16 protein-coding genes are annotated in these 16176 nt (G+C 34.4%); 9 read left to right on the forward strand and 7 right to left on the reverse strand.

What is annotated here, in order from left to right; translation table 11 throughout:
• Positions 1–3 precede the first annotated feature (3 nt).
• From zwf to QFA95_RS04460, 3 genes are read left to right on the forward strand one after another with little or no spacing between them, the layout of a single operon-like run.
• On the forward strand, positions 4–1467 hold the full coding sequence (zwf, locus tag QFA95_RS04450) for a glucose-6-phosphate dehydrogenase (RefSeq protein WP_486462337.1): 1464 nt from the start codon (positions 4–6) through the stop codon (positions 1465–1467).
• A 19-nt stretch (positions 1468–1486) separates the two neighbouring features.
• Complete coding sequence (gene dcd / locus QFA95_RS04455) at positions 1487–2053, forward strand: dCTP deaminase (protein WP_486462338.1); 567 nt, start codon at positions 1487–1489, stop codon at positions 2051–2053.
• Positions 2053–4293 carry an Orn/Lys/Arg family decarboxylase gene (locus tag QFA95_RS04460; protein WP_486462339.1) on the forward strand — a complete coding sequence of 747 codons (2241 nt, stop codon included), beginning with the start codon at positions 2053–2055 and terminating at the stop codon, positions 4291–4293. Before dcd ends, QFA95_RS04460 begins: the two co-directional genes overlap by 1 nt.
• Position 4294: 1 nt before the next feature.
• Here QFA95_RS04460 and QFA95_RS04465 read toward each other — a convergent pair whose 3' ends face one another.
• From QFA95_RS04465 to QFA95_RS04485, 5 genes are read right to left on the reverse strand one after another with little or no spacing between them, the layout of a single operon-like run.
• Entirely contained in the window at positions 4295–4768 is a 474-nt protein-coding gene (locus QFA95_RS04465) for a dihydrofolate reductase (RefSeq protein WP_486462340.1), read from the reverse strand.
• Positions 4768–5562: a thymidylate synthase gene (locus QFA95_RS04470; protein ID WP_486462341.1), complete on the reverse strand. Its 795-nt coding sequence runs from the start codon at positions 5560–5562 to the stop codon at positions 4768–4770. The genes QFA95_RS04465 and QFA95_RS04470 overlap by 1 nt, the downstream gene beginning before the upstream one ends.
• Positions 5563–5565: 3 nt before the next feature.
• Positions 5566–7005 carry a threonine synthase gene (gene thrC / locus QFA95_RS04475; protein ID WP_486462342.1) on the reverse strand — a complete coding sequence of 480 codons (1440 nt, stop codon included), beginning with the start codon at positions 7003–7005 and terminating at the stop codon, positions 5566–5568.
• Positions 7002–8312: a homoserine dehydrogenase gene (locus QFA95_RS04480; RefSeq protein ID WP_486462343.1), complete on the reverse strand. Its 1311-nt coding sequence runs from the start codon at positions 8310–8312 to the stop codon at positions 7002–7004. Before QFA95_RS04480 ends, thrC begins: the two co-directional genes overlap by 4 nt.
• Positions 8312–9526, reverse strand: a complete 1215-nt coding sequence (locus QFA95_RS04485; protein WP_486462344.1) for a pyridoxal phosphate-dependent aminotransferase — start codon at positions 9524–9526, stop codon at positions 8312–8314. Before QFA95_RS04485 ends, QFA95_RS04480 begins: the two co-directional genes overlap by 1 nt.
• A 46-nt stretch (positions 9527–9572) precedes the next feature.
• Here QFA95_RS04485 and QFA95_RS04490 point away from each other — a divergent pair, with 46 nt between their 5' ends.
• Complete coding sequence (locus QFA95_RS04490) at positions 9573–9941, forward strand: MTH938/NDUFAF3 family protein (RefSeq protein WP_486462345.1); 369 nt, start codon at positions 9573–9575, stop codon at positions 9939–9941.
• Here QFA95_RS04490 and fabB read toward each other — a convergent pair.
• Complete coding sequence (gene fabB / locus QFA95_RS04495; RefSeq protein ID WP_486462346.1) at positions 9934–11157, reverse strand: beta-ketoacyl-ACP synthase I; 1224 nt, start codon at positions 11155–11157, stop codon at positions 9934–9936. The two genes, QFA95_RS04490 and fabB, sit on opposite strands and share 8 nt — an antisense overlap.
• Positions 11158–11166: 9 nt before the next feature.
• Positions 11167–11682 carry a 3-hydroxyacyl-[acyl-carrier-protein] dehydratase FabA gene (gene fabA, locus QFA95_RS04500; RefSeq protein ID WP_486462347.1) on the reverse strand — a complete coding sequence of 172 codons (516 nt, stop codon included), beginning with the start codon at positions 11680–11682 and terminating at the stop codon, positions 11167–11169.
• 96 nt (positions 11683–11778) lie between these two features.
• Here fabA and QFA95_RS04505 point away from each other — a divergent pair, with 96 nt between their 5' ends.
• The 5 genes from QFA95_RS04505 to QFA95_RS04525 all read left to right on the forward strand — a co-directional run bounded on the left by QFA95_RS04505 (position 11779) and on the right by QFA95_RS04525 (position 16137).
• A complete protein-coding gene (locus QFA95_RS04505; RefSeq protein ID WP_486462348.1) occupies positions 11779–12795 on the forward strand; it encodes an AAA family ATPase in 1017 nt (338 codons plus the stop codon).
• The gene (locus tag QFA95_RS04510; RefSeq protein WP_486462349.1) at positions 12795–13646 is read left to right on the forward strand and encodes a DUF58 domain-containing protein; all 852 of its coding nucleotides are present in this window, start codon (positions 12795–12797) and stop codon (positions 13644–13646) included. Before QFA95_RS04505 ends, QFA95_RS04510 begins: the two co-directional genes overlap by 1 nt.
• A complete protein-coding gene (locus QFA95_RS04515; RefSeq protein ID WP_486462350.1) occupies positions 13639–14598 on the forward strand; it encodes a hypothetical protein in 960 nt (319 codons plus the stop codon). The genes QFA95_RS04510 and QFA95_RS04515 overlap by 8 nt, the downstream gene beginning before the upstream one ends.
• Before the next feature lie 203 nt (positions 14599–14801).
• On the forward strand, positions 14802–15581 hold the full coding sequence (locus tag QFA95_RS04520; protein WP_486462351.1) for a vWA domain-containing protein: 780 nt from the start codon (positions 14802–14804) through the stop codon (positions 15579–15581).
• A gap of 4 nt (positions 15582–15585) precedes the next feature.
• Positions 15586–16137, forward strand: a complete 552-nt coding sequence (locus QFA95_RS04525; RefSeq protein ID WP_486462352.1) for a hypothetical protein — start codon at positions 15586–15588, stop codon at positions 16135–16137.
• Positions 16138–16176: the final 39 nt, after the last annotated feature.

Consider the following 16176-nt stretch of genomic DNA (forward strand, 5'->3'; position numbering starts at 1 on the left):
GTTATGACGCAAAAAGAAGCTTCTACCCTTCTCTTATTTGGCGCCAAAGGTAACTTAGCTAGAGTAAAACTATTTCCTGGGTTGTTTAAATTAGATCTCGCTGGAAAACTTCATCCGGACATGAAAATTGTATCAATTGGTCGGCAAGAAGAGTCACATGCGGAATGGATGATAAACCTAAAAAGTATAATTCGCGCCAAATATGATAAAGATCTAAATCAAACTGTATTAGATCGTTTTCTAAAAAGAAATATATATCACGCCAACCTACCAGATGATCCTGATGCTTTCATAAAACTGTCAGATAGATTAGGTCAAGAAGGGTTTTCACAGAATTTAGCTTTCTTTTTATCAGTCAGGCCATCTGATTTCGCTTTGATTGTTGATCAACTAGCTGAAGCTAAACTGCTTGATGAATCAAGTCACTGGAAAAGAGTTTTAATTGAAAAGCCTTTTGGGGTAAATACTGAAACAGCTCAAGTTCTTCAGGATTCAATTTCCAAACATCTTAAAGAATCTCAAATTTATCGTATAGATCATTACTTAGGTAAATTTGCATTACAAAATATATTATTCACACGTTTTTATAACACTCTCCTTGAACCAATCTGGAATAGGCAATACATTGATCACATACAGATAACAAATCATGAAACATTAGGTGTAGGCGACAGAACAACATTTTATGATGCCACCGGCGCCCTAAGAGATATGATGCAAAGTCATATCCTACAAACCTTAACGCTTGCCACTATGGAAAAGCCAAAAAGTTTTTCTCCCAACGATGTAAGAGATGAGAAAGTCAAGCTGTTGAACCAAATTAAACCGGTACCAATTAATAATTTTGAAAAGTATGTTTTTAGGGCACAGTATACTGCGGGAACGATATCAAATGAAGGTGAAGTTAAAGGTTACCTAGAAGAATTAGGTCAAGATAGTAATGTTGAAACATATGCAGCAGTTAAATTTTTTATTGATAATGATCGATGGAAAGATGTTCCAATCTATCTTCGAACTGCCAAAAGGTTACACGAAAATGCAACCTATATTTCCGTAAAATTAAAACCAACAACAACACCCAGTGGTGAAATAAATGATAACTGGATTATTATTAGCATTCAGCCAAAAGAGTCAATTCACATTGAAATGAATACAAAAGTTCCAGGACTCGATGACACAAAATCTAGAAAAATACAACTTGATGGAGGGATAAGGTTCGAAGGAGACGAAACTATTGATTCTTATGAAACCTTACTGCTTGACCTTATTGAAGGTAATCAATCTAGATTTTTACATATTGATGAAGTGAAAGCTCAATGGAAACTGATAGACCCAATTATTGAAAAATGGCAGGACACATCAGTTCCAGTTCATTGTTATCCTGCCGGATCAAAAGATCCGGTTGACTCAAAAATTATTTTTGAAAATTCAGATCAATTTTGGCGCAGTAGTATTAATATAGAGTAATAATTTTTTTAGGATAATTATGGCAATTAAATCTGATCGTTGGATAAGGGAAATGGCAGAAAATCATGGCATGATTTCACCCTTTGAACCAGGATTGATTCGAGAAAAAGATGGATACAAAATTGTTTCATATGGCACCTCTAGCTATGGTTATGACATTAGATGTGCAAATGAATTTAAAGTGTTTACAAATATTAATTCCACTATTGTTGACCCCAAGAAGTTTGACCCAAATTCTTTTGTTGAATTTGAATCAGATCATTGTATTATCCCCCCTAACTCTTTCGCTCTAGCAAGAACGGTTGAATTCTTTAAAATACCTAGAAATGTACTAACAGTTTGTCTTGGTAAATCTACTTATGCAAGATGCGGAATTATCGTTAATGTCACTCCATTCGAACCTGAATGGGAGGGTTATGTCACTTTAGAGTTTAGCAATACCACGCCCCTACCTGCAAAAATATATGCCGGAGAAGGTTGTGCGCAGGTTCTATTTTTTGAATCTGATGAGGTTTGTGAAGTGTCTTACAAAGATCGTGGCGGTAAATATCAAGGTCAAACCGGCGTTACTCCGCCGAAAATATAATGAAATTTAACTTTCCAATTATTATTATTGATGAAGATTTTAGATCAGAAAATTCTTCTGGTTTTGGAATCAGGCTTCTTGCTGAGGCCATCAAAAAAGAGGGTTTTGAGGCAGTCGGCGTCACAAGTTATGTGGATCTTGCTTCCTTCGCACAACAGCAAAGCAGAGCCTCAGCTTTTATTTTAGCAATTGACGATGAAGAATTTGTGGAAGAAAATCCAAAAGCAATTAAAAGTCTTAAAGATTTTGTAGATGAAATTCGATACCGTAATGATGAGATACCTATCTTTCTTCATGGCGAAACAAGAACCAGCCGTCACATACCAAATGAAGTTTTACGTGAATTAAATGGCTTCATTCATATGAATGAAGATACACCCGAATTTATTGCAAAATATATTACAAGAGAAGCCAGATCCTATCTGGATAGCCTTCCACCTCCCTTTTTTCGAGCCCTAACTCACTACGCAGCTGATGGCTCATATTCATGGCATTGTCCTGGTCACTCTGGTGGGGTTGCTTTTTTAAAGTCTCCTGTTGGTCAAATGTTTCATCAGTTTTTCGGTGAAAATATGCTTCGTGCAGATGTTTGTAATGCGGTTGATGAGCTAGGACAACTTCTTGATCATACCGGTCCTGTTGCAGCATCAGAGAAAAATGCTGCAAGAATTTATAATGCTGACCATTGTTATTTTGTTACCAACGGAACATCCACTTCTAATAAAATGGTATGGCATTCGACTGTTGCACCTGGTGATATTGTAATAGTAGACAGAAATTGTCATAAATCGGTGTTGCACTCTATTACAATGACCGGCGCTATTCCAATTTTTCTTATGCCGACGAGGAACCATTTTGGCATTATTGGCCCCATTCCTAAAGAAGAGTTTAGCTGGGACAATATCCAAAAAAAAATTGATTCAAATCCATTCATTGAGAATAAAAAACAAAAACCTCGAGTTCTTACAATCACCCAATCAACATATGACGGAGTGTTATATAACGTTGAAGAAATTAAAGAAATGCTTGATGGAAAAATTGATACCCTACATTTTGATGAAGCATGGCTTCCTCATGCAGTTTTTCATAACTTTTATGGCGATTATCACGCAATTGGTGAAGATCGTCCGAAATGTAAAGACAGTATGATTTTTTCTACCCAATCGACTCATAAATTATTAGCTGGATTAAGTCAGGCCTCACAAATTCTTGTGCAAGATGCTGAAAATAATAAACTTGACCGAGATGTATTTAATGAATCTTATTTAATGCATTGCTCTACTAGTCCTCAATATTCAATTATTGCTAGCTGTGATGTAGCTGCTGCCATGATGGAACAGCCGGGAGGGTCAGCTCTAGTTGAAGAATCCATAATGGAAGCTTTGGATTTTAGAAGAGCAATGAGGAAAGTAGATAGTGACTGGGGTCAGGATTGGTGGTTTAAAGTCTGGGGGCCAGATGACTTAAGCGAAGAAGGCATTGAAACACGCGATTCATGGATGCTTAAATCTGAGGATAATTGGCATGGGTTTGATAAGCTATCGGAGGGCTTCAACATGCTTGACCCGATCAAGGCGACAATTATTACCCCTGGTTTAAATATGAAAGGTGAATTTGATGATGATATCGGTATCCCCGCATCAATTGTAACCAAGTATCTCGCAGAACATGGGGTAATTGTTGAAAAAACTGGTTTGTACTCATTCTTTATTATGTTCACAATTGGGATTACCAAAGGTCGATGGAATACACTTCTGGCTGCACTTCAGCAATTTAAGGATGATTATGATAAAAATCAACCAATCTGGAGAGTGCTCCCTGAATTTACCCAGAAGTATCCACAATATGAAAGAAAAGGCTTAAGAGATCTTTGTAATGAAATACATGAAGTCTATCGTAAGTATGATGTAGCAAAATTGACTACGGATATGTATCTATCTGATATTGAAACTGCTATGAAACCGACAGAGGCTTTTGCAAAAATGGCGCATAAAGAGATCGAAAGAATTGCCATTGATGAGCTTGAGGGAAGAGTGACATCAGTATTACTTACCCCCTACCCACCTGGGATTCCACTTCTTATTCCAGGGGAAAAATTTAATAAAAAAATAGTTAATTACTTACGGTTTGCTAAAGAGTTTAATGAGCTATTTCCAGGATTTGAAACAGACAATCATGGATTAGTCAAAGATTCCTTAAATGGTAAAGCTTCCTATTTTGTTGATTGCGTAAAAACTTAATTTAAATTTTTCTATAAGTCAGATAGGAATATTCCAAATCATTTTCAGTAAATTTTTCTGACTGATTTATCAAACTCCATACAGAAAGATCTATGATGGGAAAATATGCATCGCCATCAATTTCACAGTGAATTTTAGTTACCAATAACTCATCGCAACTATTAATCAGTTGGGTGTAAATTTCGCCCCCCCCAATTATGAAAGTTTTTTTGTCAGAACTTGGAATATCATTTAACGATTTAATTACATTAATGCCATCAATTTGTAGCTTTGCATTTCTGGTTAAAACAAAGTTATCTCTATTTGGTAATGGTCTACCAATTGATTCATAGGTTTTTCTACCCATCACTATTTGATGTCCAGTAGTAATTTCTTTAAAGCGTTTTAGATCATCAGACAAGCGCCATGGTAACGAGTTATTTAAGCCAATGACATAATTTTCAGACATAGCAACAATGATTGAAAATTTATTCACTATACCGCAACAGGAGCTTTAATTAATGGATGAGGATCATAATTTGATATCTCGAAATCCTCATATTTAAAGCTAAAAATATCTTTAACATGTGGATTAATTCTCATAATAGGTAAATCCTTTACATCTCGTGATAATTGCTGATGTACTTGCTCAATATGATTACTATATATGTGCGCATCACCTAATGTATGCACAAATTCTCCTGGTGTTAAATCGGTTACCTGAGCTATCATTAACGTCAAAAGTGCATATGAAGCAATATTAAAGGGCACGCCAAGAAAAATATCTGCACTTCTTTGGTAGAGCTGACAAGATAACTTATTATTTGCAACATAGAATTGAAAAAAACAATGGCAAGGTGGCAATTTCATTTGATCTATCTCGCCTACATTCCATGCCGAGACAATCAATCTTCTTGAGTCAGGATTGTTTTTTATAGTGTTGATTAAATTAGAAATTTGATCAATCGTTCTTCCATCAGTGGTTTGCCATGATCTCCATTGGGACCCATAGACTGGTCCAAGATTACCATTTTCATCTGCCCATTCATCCCATATGCTTACCTCATTTTCTTTTAGGTAACGGATATTTGTTGAGCCCTTTAGAAACCAGAGCAGCTCATGAATAACTGACTTAAGGTGTACTTTTTTTGTTGTTAATAGTGGGAATTTTTCCGACAAATCAAATCGCATCTGGTAACCAAAAACAGAAATGGTACCTGTACCTGTTCTGTCCTCTTTTTTATCGCCATGTTCAAGAACATGATTCAATAAGTCCAAATATTGCCGCATAAGTTAAGAATGACTTTCAATAAATTGTTTTACTTGATTAATATCATTATCAACCTCAAATGACTTTTGTGGTAATTGTTCGATATTAGACAAGCCGTCTGGTCTGGGTGGTTTCATCTTAATTGCCTCCAATACTGTTTCTTCAAATTTAGTTGGCAAAGCAGTTTCTAGAACCACCATTGGAATAGCTTCAGTCTGATCAAAATGATCAAAGGCTGCCTTGAATCCATCAGCAGTATGTGTATCAATAATCAAATTATATTTTTTATGTAATAACTTTATAAAATGTAAGCGATTTTGGTGTGAGCTTGATGAAGACGTGAAACCGTAATTAGATACTTTTCCAAAGTAGCCTGTATTTGATAAATCAAAACTTTCACCTTTATCAATTTTTTTCCATAGAGATCTTAATTCATCAGGATTTCGTTCAATTAAATCAAATATAAATCTCTCAAAATTTGATGCCTTGGAAATATCCATTGAAGGACTGGATGTATGATATGTGTCATCTGATGTTCTTGGTTTATACACACCAGTTTTGAAAAACTCATCAAGAACATTATTTTCATTTGTTGCCACAACAAGTTTTCTTATTGGCAACCCCATCATTCTAGATATATGTCCAGCACAGATATTACCAAAATTACCTGATGGAACTGTTACGTCAATCACTTCATTAGAGGCATTTGTTGAGGAAAAATACCCCTTAAAATAATAGACCACTTGAGCAATAATTCTTCCCCAGTTAATTGAGTTAACTGCGCCAATTTGATTCTGATTCTTAAAATCAAGGTCATTGGAAACTCCTTTAACAATATCCTGACAGTCATCAAAAAAACCATCAATAGATATATTAAAAATATTATTATCTTGCAAACTGTACATTTGAGCAGTTTGAAATGGACTCATTTTTCCACGAGGTGATAACATAAATACGTTTACGCCCTTTTTACCAATCATGGCATATTCGGCAGCAGAGCCTGTATCTCCCGAAGTAGCTCCTAATATATTTAATGTCTTATTATTTTTATGTAAAAGATATTCAAAAATATTTCCAAGAAATTGCATTGCAATATCTTTAAAAGCTAATGTTGGACCATTAGATAATGAAAGAAGATATAAATGATTATCTACTTTTGTTAATGGAGTAATATCGTTTGAATCTTGAGTGTCACGAGTATAGGAAAATATTTCTTTGGTATATGTTTTATTAATAATATTTCTTAGCTCATCATGAGGAATGTCATCATCGTCAATAAATAATTTCATGATTGCAAAAGCTAAATCGGAATATGATAGATTTCGAAACTCCTCAAGATTGTCTGTTGATAAGTTAGGGTAATTTTCTGGTAAATACAATCCACCATCAGAGGCTAATCCGGTGATTAAGGTCTCACTAAAATTTATTTTTGGTGCTTGTCCACGCGTAGAGATATACTTCATTTTATCAGCTCTTCAAGTCTTATTTTGACAACATTTCCAACATTTGATTGCATTTTTTGAATGTCATCAATAATGCCATTAATTTCTTTTTCTTGAGCATTCTTGACTACAATAATGACATCATTTTCTGTTTGATTTTTTTTCAGCATTTTTTGATGCATCTCATCAATTGAAATATTTTTATCAGCAAATAAAGATGTTATTTTTGCAAGCACTCCTGCTGCATCAATAAAATTAGCTCTAATGTAATATCCAGAACTTATCTGATTTATTTTTTTAAACTTCAATGAGGATAAACTTGAATCTTCATAACCAAAGGAAGGGATATGAAATACTTTATTTCCTTTGGAAATTGAGCGTGCCAAATCAATGACATCAGACAATACTGCACTCGCTGTTGGATCAGACCCTGCTCCAGCACCGTAATAAAGAGTCGGACCTAACATGTTGCCCATTACCAAAACTGCATTCATCGGCCCGTCTACATTTGCAACTAGCTGCGTTTCAGAGATCAAGGTCGGATGCACTCTCACCTCAATATCTTGATTTACTTTCTTTGCCAAGCCTATCAACTTAATTCTGTAGCCAAGCTCTTCAGCATAAGCCACATCTTTTAATTGAAGATTACTGATACCTTCGACAAATACGTCGTTATAGTTTAATGCAACACCAAAAGCAATTGATGCAATAATTGTAATCTTGTGAGCTGCATCAATCCCTTCAATATCAAAAGTTGGGTCGGCCTCAGCATAACCTAATGATTGCGCCTGAGATAATGCTGTTTCAAATGAAAGCCCATTATTTTTCATTTCAGTAAGTATGTAATTGGTCGTTCCATTCAAAATCCCAGCCACCCATTCCACCTTATTTGAAACCACGCCTTCACGTAATACTTTAATAATTGGAATTCCACCTGCTACTGAGGCTTCATAGAGGATTGAGACATTATTTTCTTTTGCTAAATTAAAAAGCTCAGTCCCATGCAGAGCAATTAGTGCTTTATTGGCTGTAACCAAATGCTTCTTAGCATTTAAAGCTTTTTTAGCAAAGTCAAAAGCAATTCTAGTTCCACCAATTAATTCAAGCACCACATCAGATGTATTGATTAAATCATCAATGTCTTTTGCTATCATTTTTTTATCTTTAGCAACGCTTATAATTTTTTCATGATCTAAATCTAATATGGATACAATTTCAAAATCTATACCTGTTTTAGAAAGAATTTCATCATGATTTTCCTGCAAAACATTAAAGACCCCAGAGCCAACAGTTCCAAAACCCAAAATTCCTATTCTAAACTTACTCATTATTTGACAATTCCTGTAAAAAATTCATTCAATCTTGTAAACGCCACTTTTAAATTATCTTCATCAGGCAAAAAGACAACTCTAAAGTGATTTGTATCACACCAATTAAAACCGCTTCCCTGAACCAAAAGCACTTTTGTATCAATTAGAATCTTCAAAATAAGTTCTTGATCATTATCAATTTTATATTTTTTTGGATCAAGTCTTGGAAATAAGTACATAGCAGCATCAGGCTTAACACAGCTTATTCCAGGAATTTGCGACATGAGATCATAGGCTAAATCTCTTTGTCTCGCCAACCTCCCCTCAGGAGCAACAAGATCATTAATACTTTGATAGCCGCCAAGAGCAGTTTGAATTGCTAATTGACCTGGTACATTCGAGCACAGTCTCATTGACGCAAGCATATTTAATCCTTCTAAATAATCTGTTGCATTTTTTTTATCTCCGGACAAAATGAGCCACCCAGCACGATATCCACAAGCTCTATAATTTTTGGATAAACCGTTAAAAGTTAAAAAAACTATATCGTCAGCTAATGATGCAATTGAAGTATGTTTTTTTCCATCATAAAGAACCTTATCGTAAATCTCATCTGCCATAATAATCAGATTTTTCTCTCTAGCAATTTGAATAATCCCTTGCAAAATCTCATCCGGATACAAAGCTCCAGTTGGATTGTTTGGATTAATAACCACTATTGCTTTTGTCTTTGATGTCACTTTAGATTTAATGTCATTTAAATCTGGATACCATTTTTGCTTTTCATCACATAAATAATGAACTGGTTTTCCACCGGCAAGCTTAACTGCAGCTGTCCAAAGTGGATAGTCTGGCATTGGGATAAGAACTTCATCTTCGTTGTTGATTAGACCTTGCATCGCCATAACAATTAATTCTGAAACACCATTACCAATGATAATGTCATCCACATCGACATCTTTTATATATTTTTCTTGCGCATAATGCATGATTGATTTTCTTGGTGCAAAAAAACCGTGGCTTTCAGTATAACCAGATGCTTGAGACATATTTCTGATAACATCTTGGGTAATTTCATCAGGTGCCTCAAATCCGAATGCAGCTGGGTTGCCAATGTTCATTTTTATGATTTTATGGCCTGACTCCTCCATTTGCTTTGCATGACCCAACACAGGCCCACGAATGTCGTAACAAACGTCATCAAGCTTATTAGATTTTTGAATTTTTTTCACTTTAAAAACTATATAATAAATAAAATTATCAACAAATTATCAGATTATGAAATTTCATGAAATGACTGATAAAGAACTTAATTATATCAGTGCCTACGAAGAAAATTGTTTAAAAATTAATAATAAAAAGTATAGTCAATCTATAATTGTTTTACCCAATGAAGTTTTAAGTATTGCGAATTTATCCTCACTAGATGTAACTCAATTAATTAAAGATATTCATAAGAAAAGAAATCTTGAGCTAATTATTGTTGCATCTAAAGACAATATTGAATTTACTCGTGTCGAGAAATATAAAGAGATTATCTCGATGCAAATCGGAATAGAGTTTATGAAACTTGAAAGTGGTTATCGAACTTACAATATTACTATGTCAGAATTGAGGGAAGCTGCTTTAATTGTAGTTCTTAATTAATTTTTGAGAAAAGCAGGGTTGCATTAGTGCCGCCAAATCCAAAGCTATTTGACATAACCGTGTTAATTACTTTATTTTCAATTAATCTAGTTACAATTGTTACATCCTGTATATTTTCATCAATATTGTCCACATTTGCCGAGGCGGCAATAAAATTATTTTTCATCATGATAAGAGAATAAATAGCTTCATTAACCCCAGCTGCGCCCAAGGCATGACCTGATAATGACTTAGTTGAAGCAATTAATGGGATATCTCCAAATCTTCCTGAAGCAAAAACATTTTTAATTGCATTAATTTCAACAATATCGCCAACTGGTGTACTTGTGCCATGTGTATTTATATAATCAACTTTATCAATATTTCCTAATGCCATAATCATTGATCGCTCAGCACCTTCTCCACTTGGAGCAACCATGTCGTGACCATCTGAAGTTGCTCCATAACCAGTCACCTCGGCATAAATAGTCGCGCTCCTTTTTATTGCATGTTCATATTCTTCTAAAACTAAAATTCCTGCACCGCCGGAAATTACAAATCCATCTCTGTCTTTATCATAAGTTCTTGACGCGGTTTCAGGTGCATCATTAAACTTTGATGACATGGCTCCCATTGCATCAAATAGATAACTCATGGTCCAATGTTCTTCTTCCGCCCCTCCTGCAAAAACAATATCTTGTTTGCCAAGCTGAATTTGCTCAACTGCATTACCAATACAATGAGCGCTGGTGGAACAAGCTGAGCTTATAGAGTAATTTATTCCTTTGATCTTTGCACCAGTGGCTAAACAAGCTGCAACACCATTAGACATTGTTTTAGTTACCATATAAGGGCCGACTCGTCTGATTCCTTTTTCAGCCAGGACTTCTGTTCCATGGAGCATAGATTCGGTTGATGTACCACCTGCCCCAACAATCAAACCTGTCATTGTATTAGATATCAAGTCTTCACTTAGTTGAGCATCTTTGATAGCCTCCTGCATAGCAATCCATGCATAGGCATGGCCTTTGGCCATAAAGCGAAGAAGTTTGCGATCAATTAATTCTTCGTAATTTATGCTAACTGATCCGGCAACCTGCGAACGAAGACCTCTTTCCGCATATTCAGGCTGAAAGGTAATCCCTGATTTGCCATGATAAAGACTATCTTTAACTTCGGACTGATTATTTCCTAAACTTGAGACAATCCCTAATCCAGTAATAACTACTCTTCTCAAACAATTTCCTTAAAAATTTTCTGTTGTCTTAAATAAACCGACTTTTAGATCATTCGCTTCATAAATTACACGTCCATCAACTAGCATTTTAGCATCTGCAATACCCATCACCAATTTTCTCATAATCACACGTTTTAAATTGATTAAATATGAAATTTTTTTTGCGTTCGGAAGAACCTGACCAGTAAATTTAACTTCACCGCTACCAAGGGCTCTACCTTTCCCCTCTCCACCCTTCCAACCAAGAAAGAAGCCAACTAACTGCCACATCGCATCCAATCCAAGACATCCTGGCATTACAGGATCATTTTCAAAATGACATTTAAAGAACCAAAGATCTGGAATGATATCCATTTCAGCGTGGATGAATCCTTTTTTAAATTCACCTTGATTATCGTTGATCTCAATAATTCGATCAAACATTAACATCGGTGGTAAAGGAAGTTGAGCATTGCCAGGGCCAAACATTTTACCCTGCCCACACTCAATTAGTTCATCGTATGAATAGCTATTTTTCGTGGTCATGTTATATTTAATTCTAATAAGAATTCATTATTATAAACAATAAAAATAGTTTAATGATTAATTCATAAACCTTTAGTTATATAGAAAGATCAAGTAATGGCAAAAAAAAATCTCGCTGACTGGTTAAAAAGCGCAACAACCCTTGAAAAACAAATTAATGAAGTTATCCTAGGTCAAGAAAATCCGATACGCCTCATTCTTATCTCAATATTTGCTCGCGGACATGTTCTTTTAGAAGGGGATGTTGGGGTTGGAAAAACAACAATGCTTCGCGCTGTTGCTCGAGGTATTGGTGGTGGTTATGAAAGGATTGAAGGGACCATTGACTTAATGCCTAATGACCTAATCTATCATACTTACTTAGGTGATGATGGCAAACCCCATGTTGACAAGGGTCCTGTTCTAAGATCTGGTGAAGATTTAAGTATATTTTTCTTTAATGAAATTAATCGAGCGAGGCCCCAAGTTCACTCACTCATGCTAAGAATCATGGCTGAGAAAACTCTTTCAGCATTTAATCAAGAATTTCATTTTCCTCATTTAATTGTTTTTGCAGATCGAAATCAGGTAGAAAAAGAAGAGACATTTGAAATACCATCTGCTGCAAGGGATCGATTTATGATGGAAATTCCAATCGTCATTCCAAATAACGATGGCTTAATGACTGATTTGATTTTTGATACAAAATTTCACAACGCTGACGAACTAATAACTAAAGTCAAAACAGATCAATTGAGCTTTGATCAGTTAAATCATGTAGCTGCTGAAATTCAAGAAAATATAGATGCAACTAAAGAGTTGGAAAAATATGCTTTGAATTTATGGAAGGCAACAATAAAACCCCAAGACTTTAATATTAAAATTTCAGACATTGATATCAGCAGGCTTATTGTTTCTGGCTCCAGTCCTCGAGGAATTAGTATGATGATGAAATGTGCTCGGGTTAATGCGTGGATGAATAATCGATCGTCTGTTCTGCCAGAAGATATTCATCAAATTTTTCATGAAACTATTGCGCACAGATTAGTTTTTAATCCAGTATATGATTTAAGAAGAACTGAAATTTCAAGAGAATTAACTACTGAAATAATAAACAAGGTTAGTGCGCATTAATGTCTGTCGAGTTTTTTAATTATCATATCAATTGGAAATCTAAAGCCATTCATCCTGGAAGTCATAAATCAGACCAGAGGGGTATGGGAATTGAATTTGCTGGTCACTCAAATCTTCTTGATTATCCAGATCCGAGAAGGATCGATTTGCGAATGACAATGAGGGATCCAATGGATCAAGTTTATGTTCGAATATTTAATCAAAGAAGTGCTACACCAATTATGATTTTTAATGATTTATCAGCAAGTATGACCTTTGGTCAAGCAAGCAAGTTAGAACGCGCAGCAGAGATTGCTGAAATTATTAAAAACTCTGCTTATCATAATAGAGATGCGATTGGGCTGGTTGGCTTTCACGATACTGTAAATGATGAGTGGATCGCACCTTTGTCTTACAGGCCATATCTTACAGAAAGTTTGATTAAAAAAATTACTTCAGAAAAAAATCACAATAAAGGATCACATGGGATTTCAAAGCTTCACCAATACCTTCCGAAAGACCATACTTTAATTTTCTTTATTTCTGATTTTCATATGCCAAATGAGCAAATCACTATGTTTTTGAATAACACAAGAAAACATACCGTTGTTCCAATTATTCTATGGGATAAAAATGAATATTCTAATTTACCCAAATTTGGTATTACTACATTCACCGACCCTGAAACATTTGAAGAGAGGACAATTCTTCTGCGAAAGAAACTGATCAAAAATATTATTACTGAATTTAATCAAAGAAAAAAACATCTGATCAAATTATTTAATAGTTTTGATGCCCCGCCTTTTTTTGTTGAGGGTGAATTCAATCCAGATGATATGACTCACTACTTTAATGAGTATTACCATGCTTAGATTTATTCTATTAATTTTAATTGCAAATTTAGCATTTGCCTTTGAAGACCCAAAAAAGTATCCTGACCTTGATGAGAAATTTTATTCACTATCAATAACAGAACCTGATCAAAAAGTTGGTTATCACGTGGGTGATTTGGTTCAAAGACACATCAAATTAATAGTCCATGAACCTTATGCGCTTATCGAAGAATCTTTACCAATTGTAGGCTATGAAAAACGCTTTAGGGGGCAATTACTTGGTATTACGCTCCAAGATATCGACAAGAAAATTAACAAAAATGAATTAGACTTACTTCTGACCTATCAAATATTTACTAACAATGTAGTAGCCAAACCTGCATTTGTAACTGCTGATTACTATAGAGTCGTTAATAAAAGAAATTCTGAAGAAGTATTAAAATTAAGAATACCTGAACTAACCATTGCTGTATCCCCCATTGCTATATTTGGCGATATTAAAGTCCAAGAGGATATGAGTGGCTTAAGAGGACCAATTTTAATAGAACATCAACAATACTTAAATAAAATTTTCATCAGTAGCGCTGTCTTTATTTTGTCTCTATGTATTCTTTTATATATATACACAAAATTCACTATTCTTCCTGGATTTAAAAAGACATTTTTACCGCTATATAGAACATTAAAAAAAGATAAAAAAATTAAGCTTGATGAGATGATCAAATCAATTCATAGCCAAATAAATAATTATTCTGAAATGAGTATTTTTGAAAAAAATATCAAAGATCTGTATTTAAAAAATTCATCTTTTAAGCTAATTGAAAAAGAACTTGTTTTATTTTTTAAAATTTCTAATCAAAAATTGTTTACAAAAAAAATGCAAGAAAGTGAAGAGATTAGGGATTGGTTAATTTTTTTCTGCTTCCATCTTCATTTGTGCGAAAAGAACATTCCTGTTAAAAATGCAGACATTAAATTAATAAAAATATAAATATGTTTTTTTTGAACCCTTTTTTTCTGATCTTAATCCCATTAATATTTGTACCTTTTATTTTTAAAGTCATATCAAAAAACTTTTATTCTTGGAACAAGTTAATACCTGATGATTCATCATCATTATTTCTCTCCATCTTAATAAAAGTTTTTAATAGCTTGATTATCCTTTTTTTAATTCTTTATTTTGCATCCCCTCAAATGCCGCAAGAAACAGTGACTAAAGTAGGAATTGGATCTCAAATAGGTCTTGTATTAGATAGAAGTGCTTCCATGGACGACCCTTTTTCAGGTTCAACCCAATTAGATAATGAAGGTGTTGGGGAGACTAAATCAGCAGCAGCAGCTAGGCTTATTATCAATTTTGTTGAGTCAAGAAAAAATGACATGATTGGAGTTATAACCTTCAGCAACTCAGCAATGTTTGTTTTGCCTCTCACTCAAAATAAGAGCGCAATTACTGGCGCGGTAAATGCAACAGCTGGTAATGCTCTATTCCAAACAAATATTGGTGCTGGACTTTCTAGCGTCTCAGAACTCTTTGCTAAGGTCGAAGACTCAGGCTCTCGAGCAGTCATTCTATTATCGGATGGAGCCGGAAGAATTGATGCGCCAACCCAACAAAAAATTAGAGATTGGTTTGATCGATTTGATATCGGTTTGTATTGGATTGTATTAAGACAACCAGGCGGAATAAGTATCTTTGATGAAAATCTTAAAATAAGAGACGAAACACAACCGCCACCTCAAATAGAACTTTTTGAATATTTTAAAACTTTCAGATCACCTTTTCAGGCTTATGAAGCTGAAGATCCTGCATCACTTGAAAAGGCGATCAAAGATATTAACCTGAAAGAAAAAAAACAAATTTTTTATGAGGAAGTAATTCCTGGCTCCAATTACTCTCTTCATTTTCTAATTGGTGCGTTTTTAATGACATTTGTACTATTCTTACTTAAACTAATTGAGTTAAAAAAATAAAATTATGAACAAATTAAATCAATTTTTCACAGCAAAATATATCACAAGGATTGCTTTGGCTACTTTAGTGTCTAGCGCCTTATTCATCTTTTTTAATCTTTTTAATCTTTACCAAGCTAATAAATTTAATAATGAAGTATTAAATGGTGAAACCCCATCATTTTTTGAACAAAGCTTTGAAGCTAGATACGCCACAGCTTATTGGTTAGCCAAAAAAGAAATCTTTAAAGAGTCAACCATTTTATTTAACGCACTTATGAAAGAAGCTGACGATGACCAAAAATCCGCACTCCAATACAATATAGGTAATATCTTCTTTACGCGAGGTTTGATTATTAATGGCACAAGCATGTCTGTCAGAGATGAGGCAGAATATTTGTTTCAACAAGCCAATAAAGCCTATCGACAGTCATTAAAATTCGGTCCTTATTATTGGGACGCAAAACATAACCTAGATAGACTGCTTACCATGTTACCTCCTGACCCAACTCCTGGGGTTGGAGACTCAGATGCTCCAGGTTTAATTATGGGTAATATTCCTATCGGTTTACCATGATTTTGTTTAATAAATTTAAAAAACATTTTGAGAAAAAAA

The sequence above is a fragment of the Candidatus Methylolitoribacter marinus genome (genome assembly GCF_051853155.1).
Classification (GTDB): Bacteria; Pseudomonadota; Gammaproteobacteria; order Burkholderiales; family Methylophilaceae; genus BACL14.

What these genes read in the sequence shown, in the direction of transcription:
- QFA95_RS04460 (WP_486462339.1), top strand. Translation starts at nt 2,053, where the DNA reads ATGAAATTTAACTTTCCAATTATTATTATTGATGAAGATTTTAGATCA.
- dcd (WP_486462338.1), top strand. Translation starts at nt 1,487, where the DNA reads ATGGCAATTAAATCTGATCGTTGGATAAGGGAAATGGCAGAAAATCAT.
- QFA95_RS04520 (WP_486462351.1), top strand. Translation starts at nt 14,802, where the DNA reads ATGCCGCAAGAAACAGTGACTAAAGTAGGAATTGGATCTCAAATAGGT.
- QFA95_RS04480 (WP_486462343.1), bottom strand. Translation starts at nt 8,312, where the DNA reads ATGAGTAAGTTTAGAATAGGAATTTTGGGTTTTGGAACTGTTGGCTCT.
- fabA (WP_486462347.1), bottom strand. Translation starts at nt 11,682, where the DNA reads ATGACCACGAAAAATAGCTATTCATACGATGAACTAATTGAGTGTGGG.
- QFA95_RS04505 (WP_486462348.1), top strand. Translation starts at nt 11,779, where the DNA reads ATGGCAAAAAAAAATCTCGCTGACTGGTTAAAAAGCGCAACAACCCTT.
- QFA95_RS04525 (WP_486462352.1), top strand. Translation starts at nt 15,586, where the DNA reads ATGAACAAATTAAATCAATTTTTCACAGCAAAATATATCACAAGGATT.
- QFA95_RS04490 (WP_486462345.1), top strand. Translation starts at nt 9,573, where the DNA reads ATGAAATTTCATGAAATGACTGATAAAGAACTTAATTATATCAGTGCC.
- QFA95_RS04470 (WP_486462341.1), bottom strand. Translation starts at nt 5,562, where the DNA reads ATGCGGCAATATTTGGACTTATTGAATCATGTTCTTGAACATGGCGAT.
- QFA95_RS04515 (WP_486462350.1), top strand. Translation starts at nt 13,639, where the DNA reads ATGCTTAGATTTATTCTATTAATTTTAATTGCAAATTTAGCATTTGCC.
- zwf (WP_486462337.1), top strand. Translation starts at nt 4, where the DNA reads ATGACGCAAAAAGAAGCTTCTACCCTTCTCTTATTTGGCGCCAAAGGT.
- QFA95_RS04510 (WP_486462349.1), top strand. Translation starts at nt 12,795, where the DNA reads ATGTCTGTCGAGTTTTTTAATTATCATATCAATTGGAAATCTAAAGCC.
- thrC (WP_486462342.1), bottom strand. Translation starts at nt 7,005, where the DNA reads ATGAAGTATATCTCTACGCGTGGACAAGCACCAAAAATAAATTTTAGT.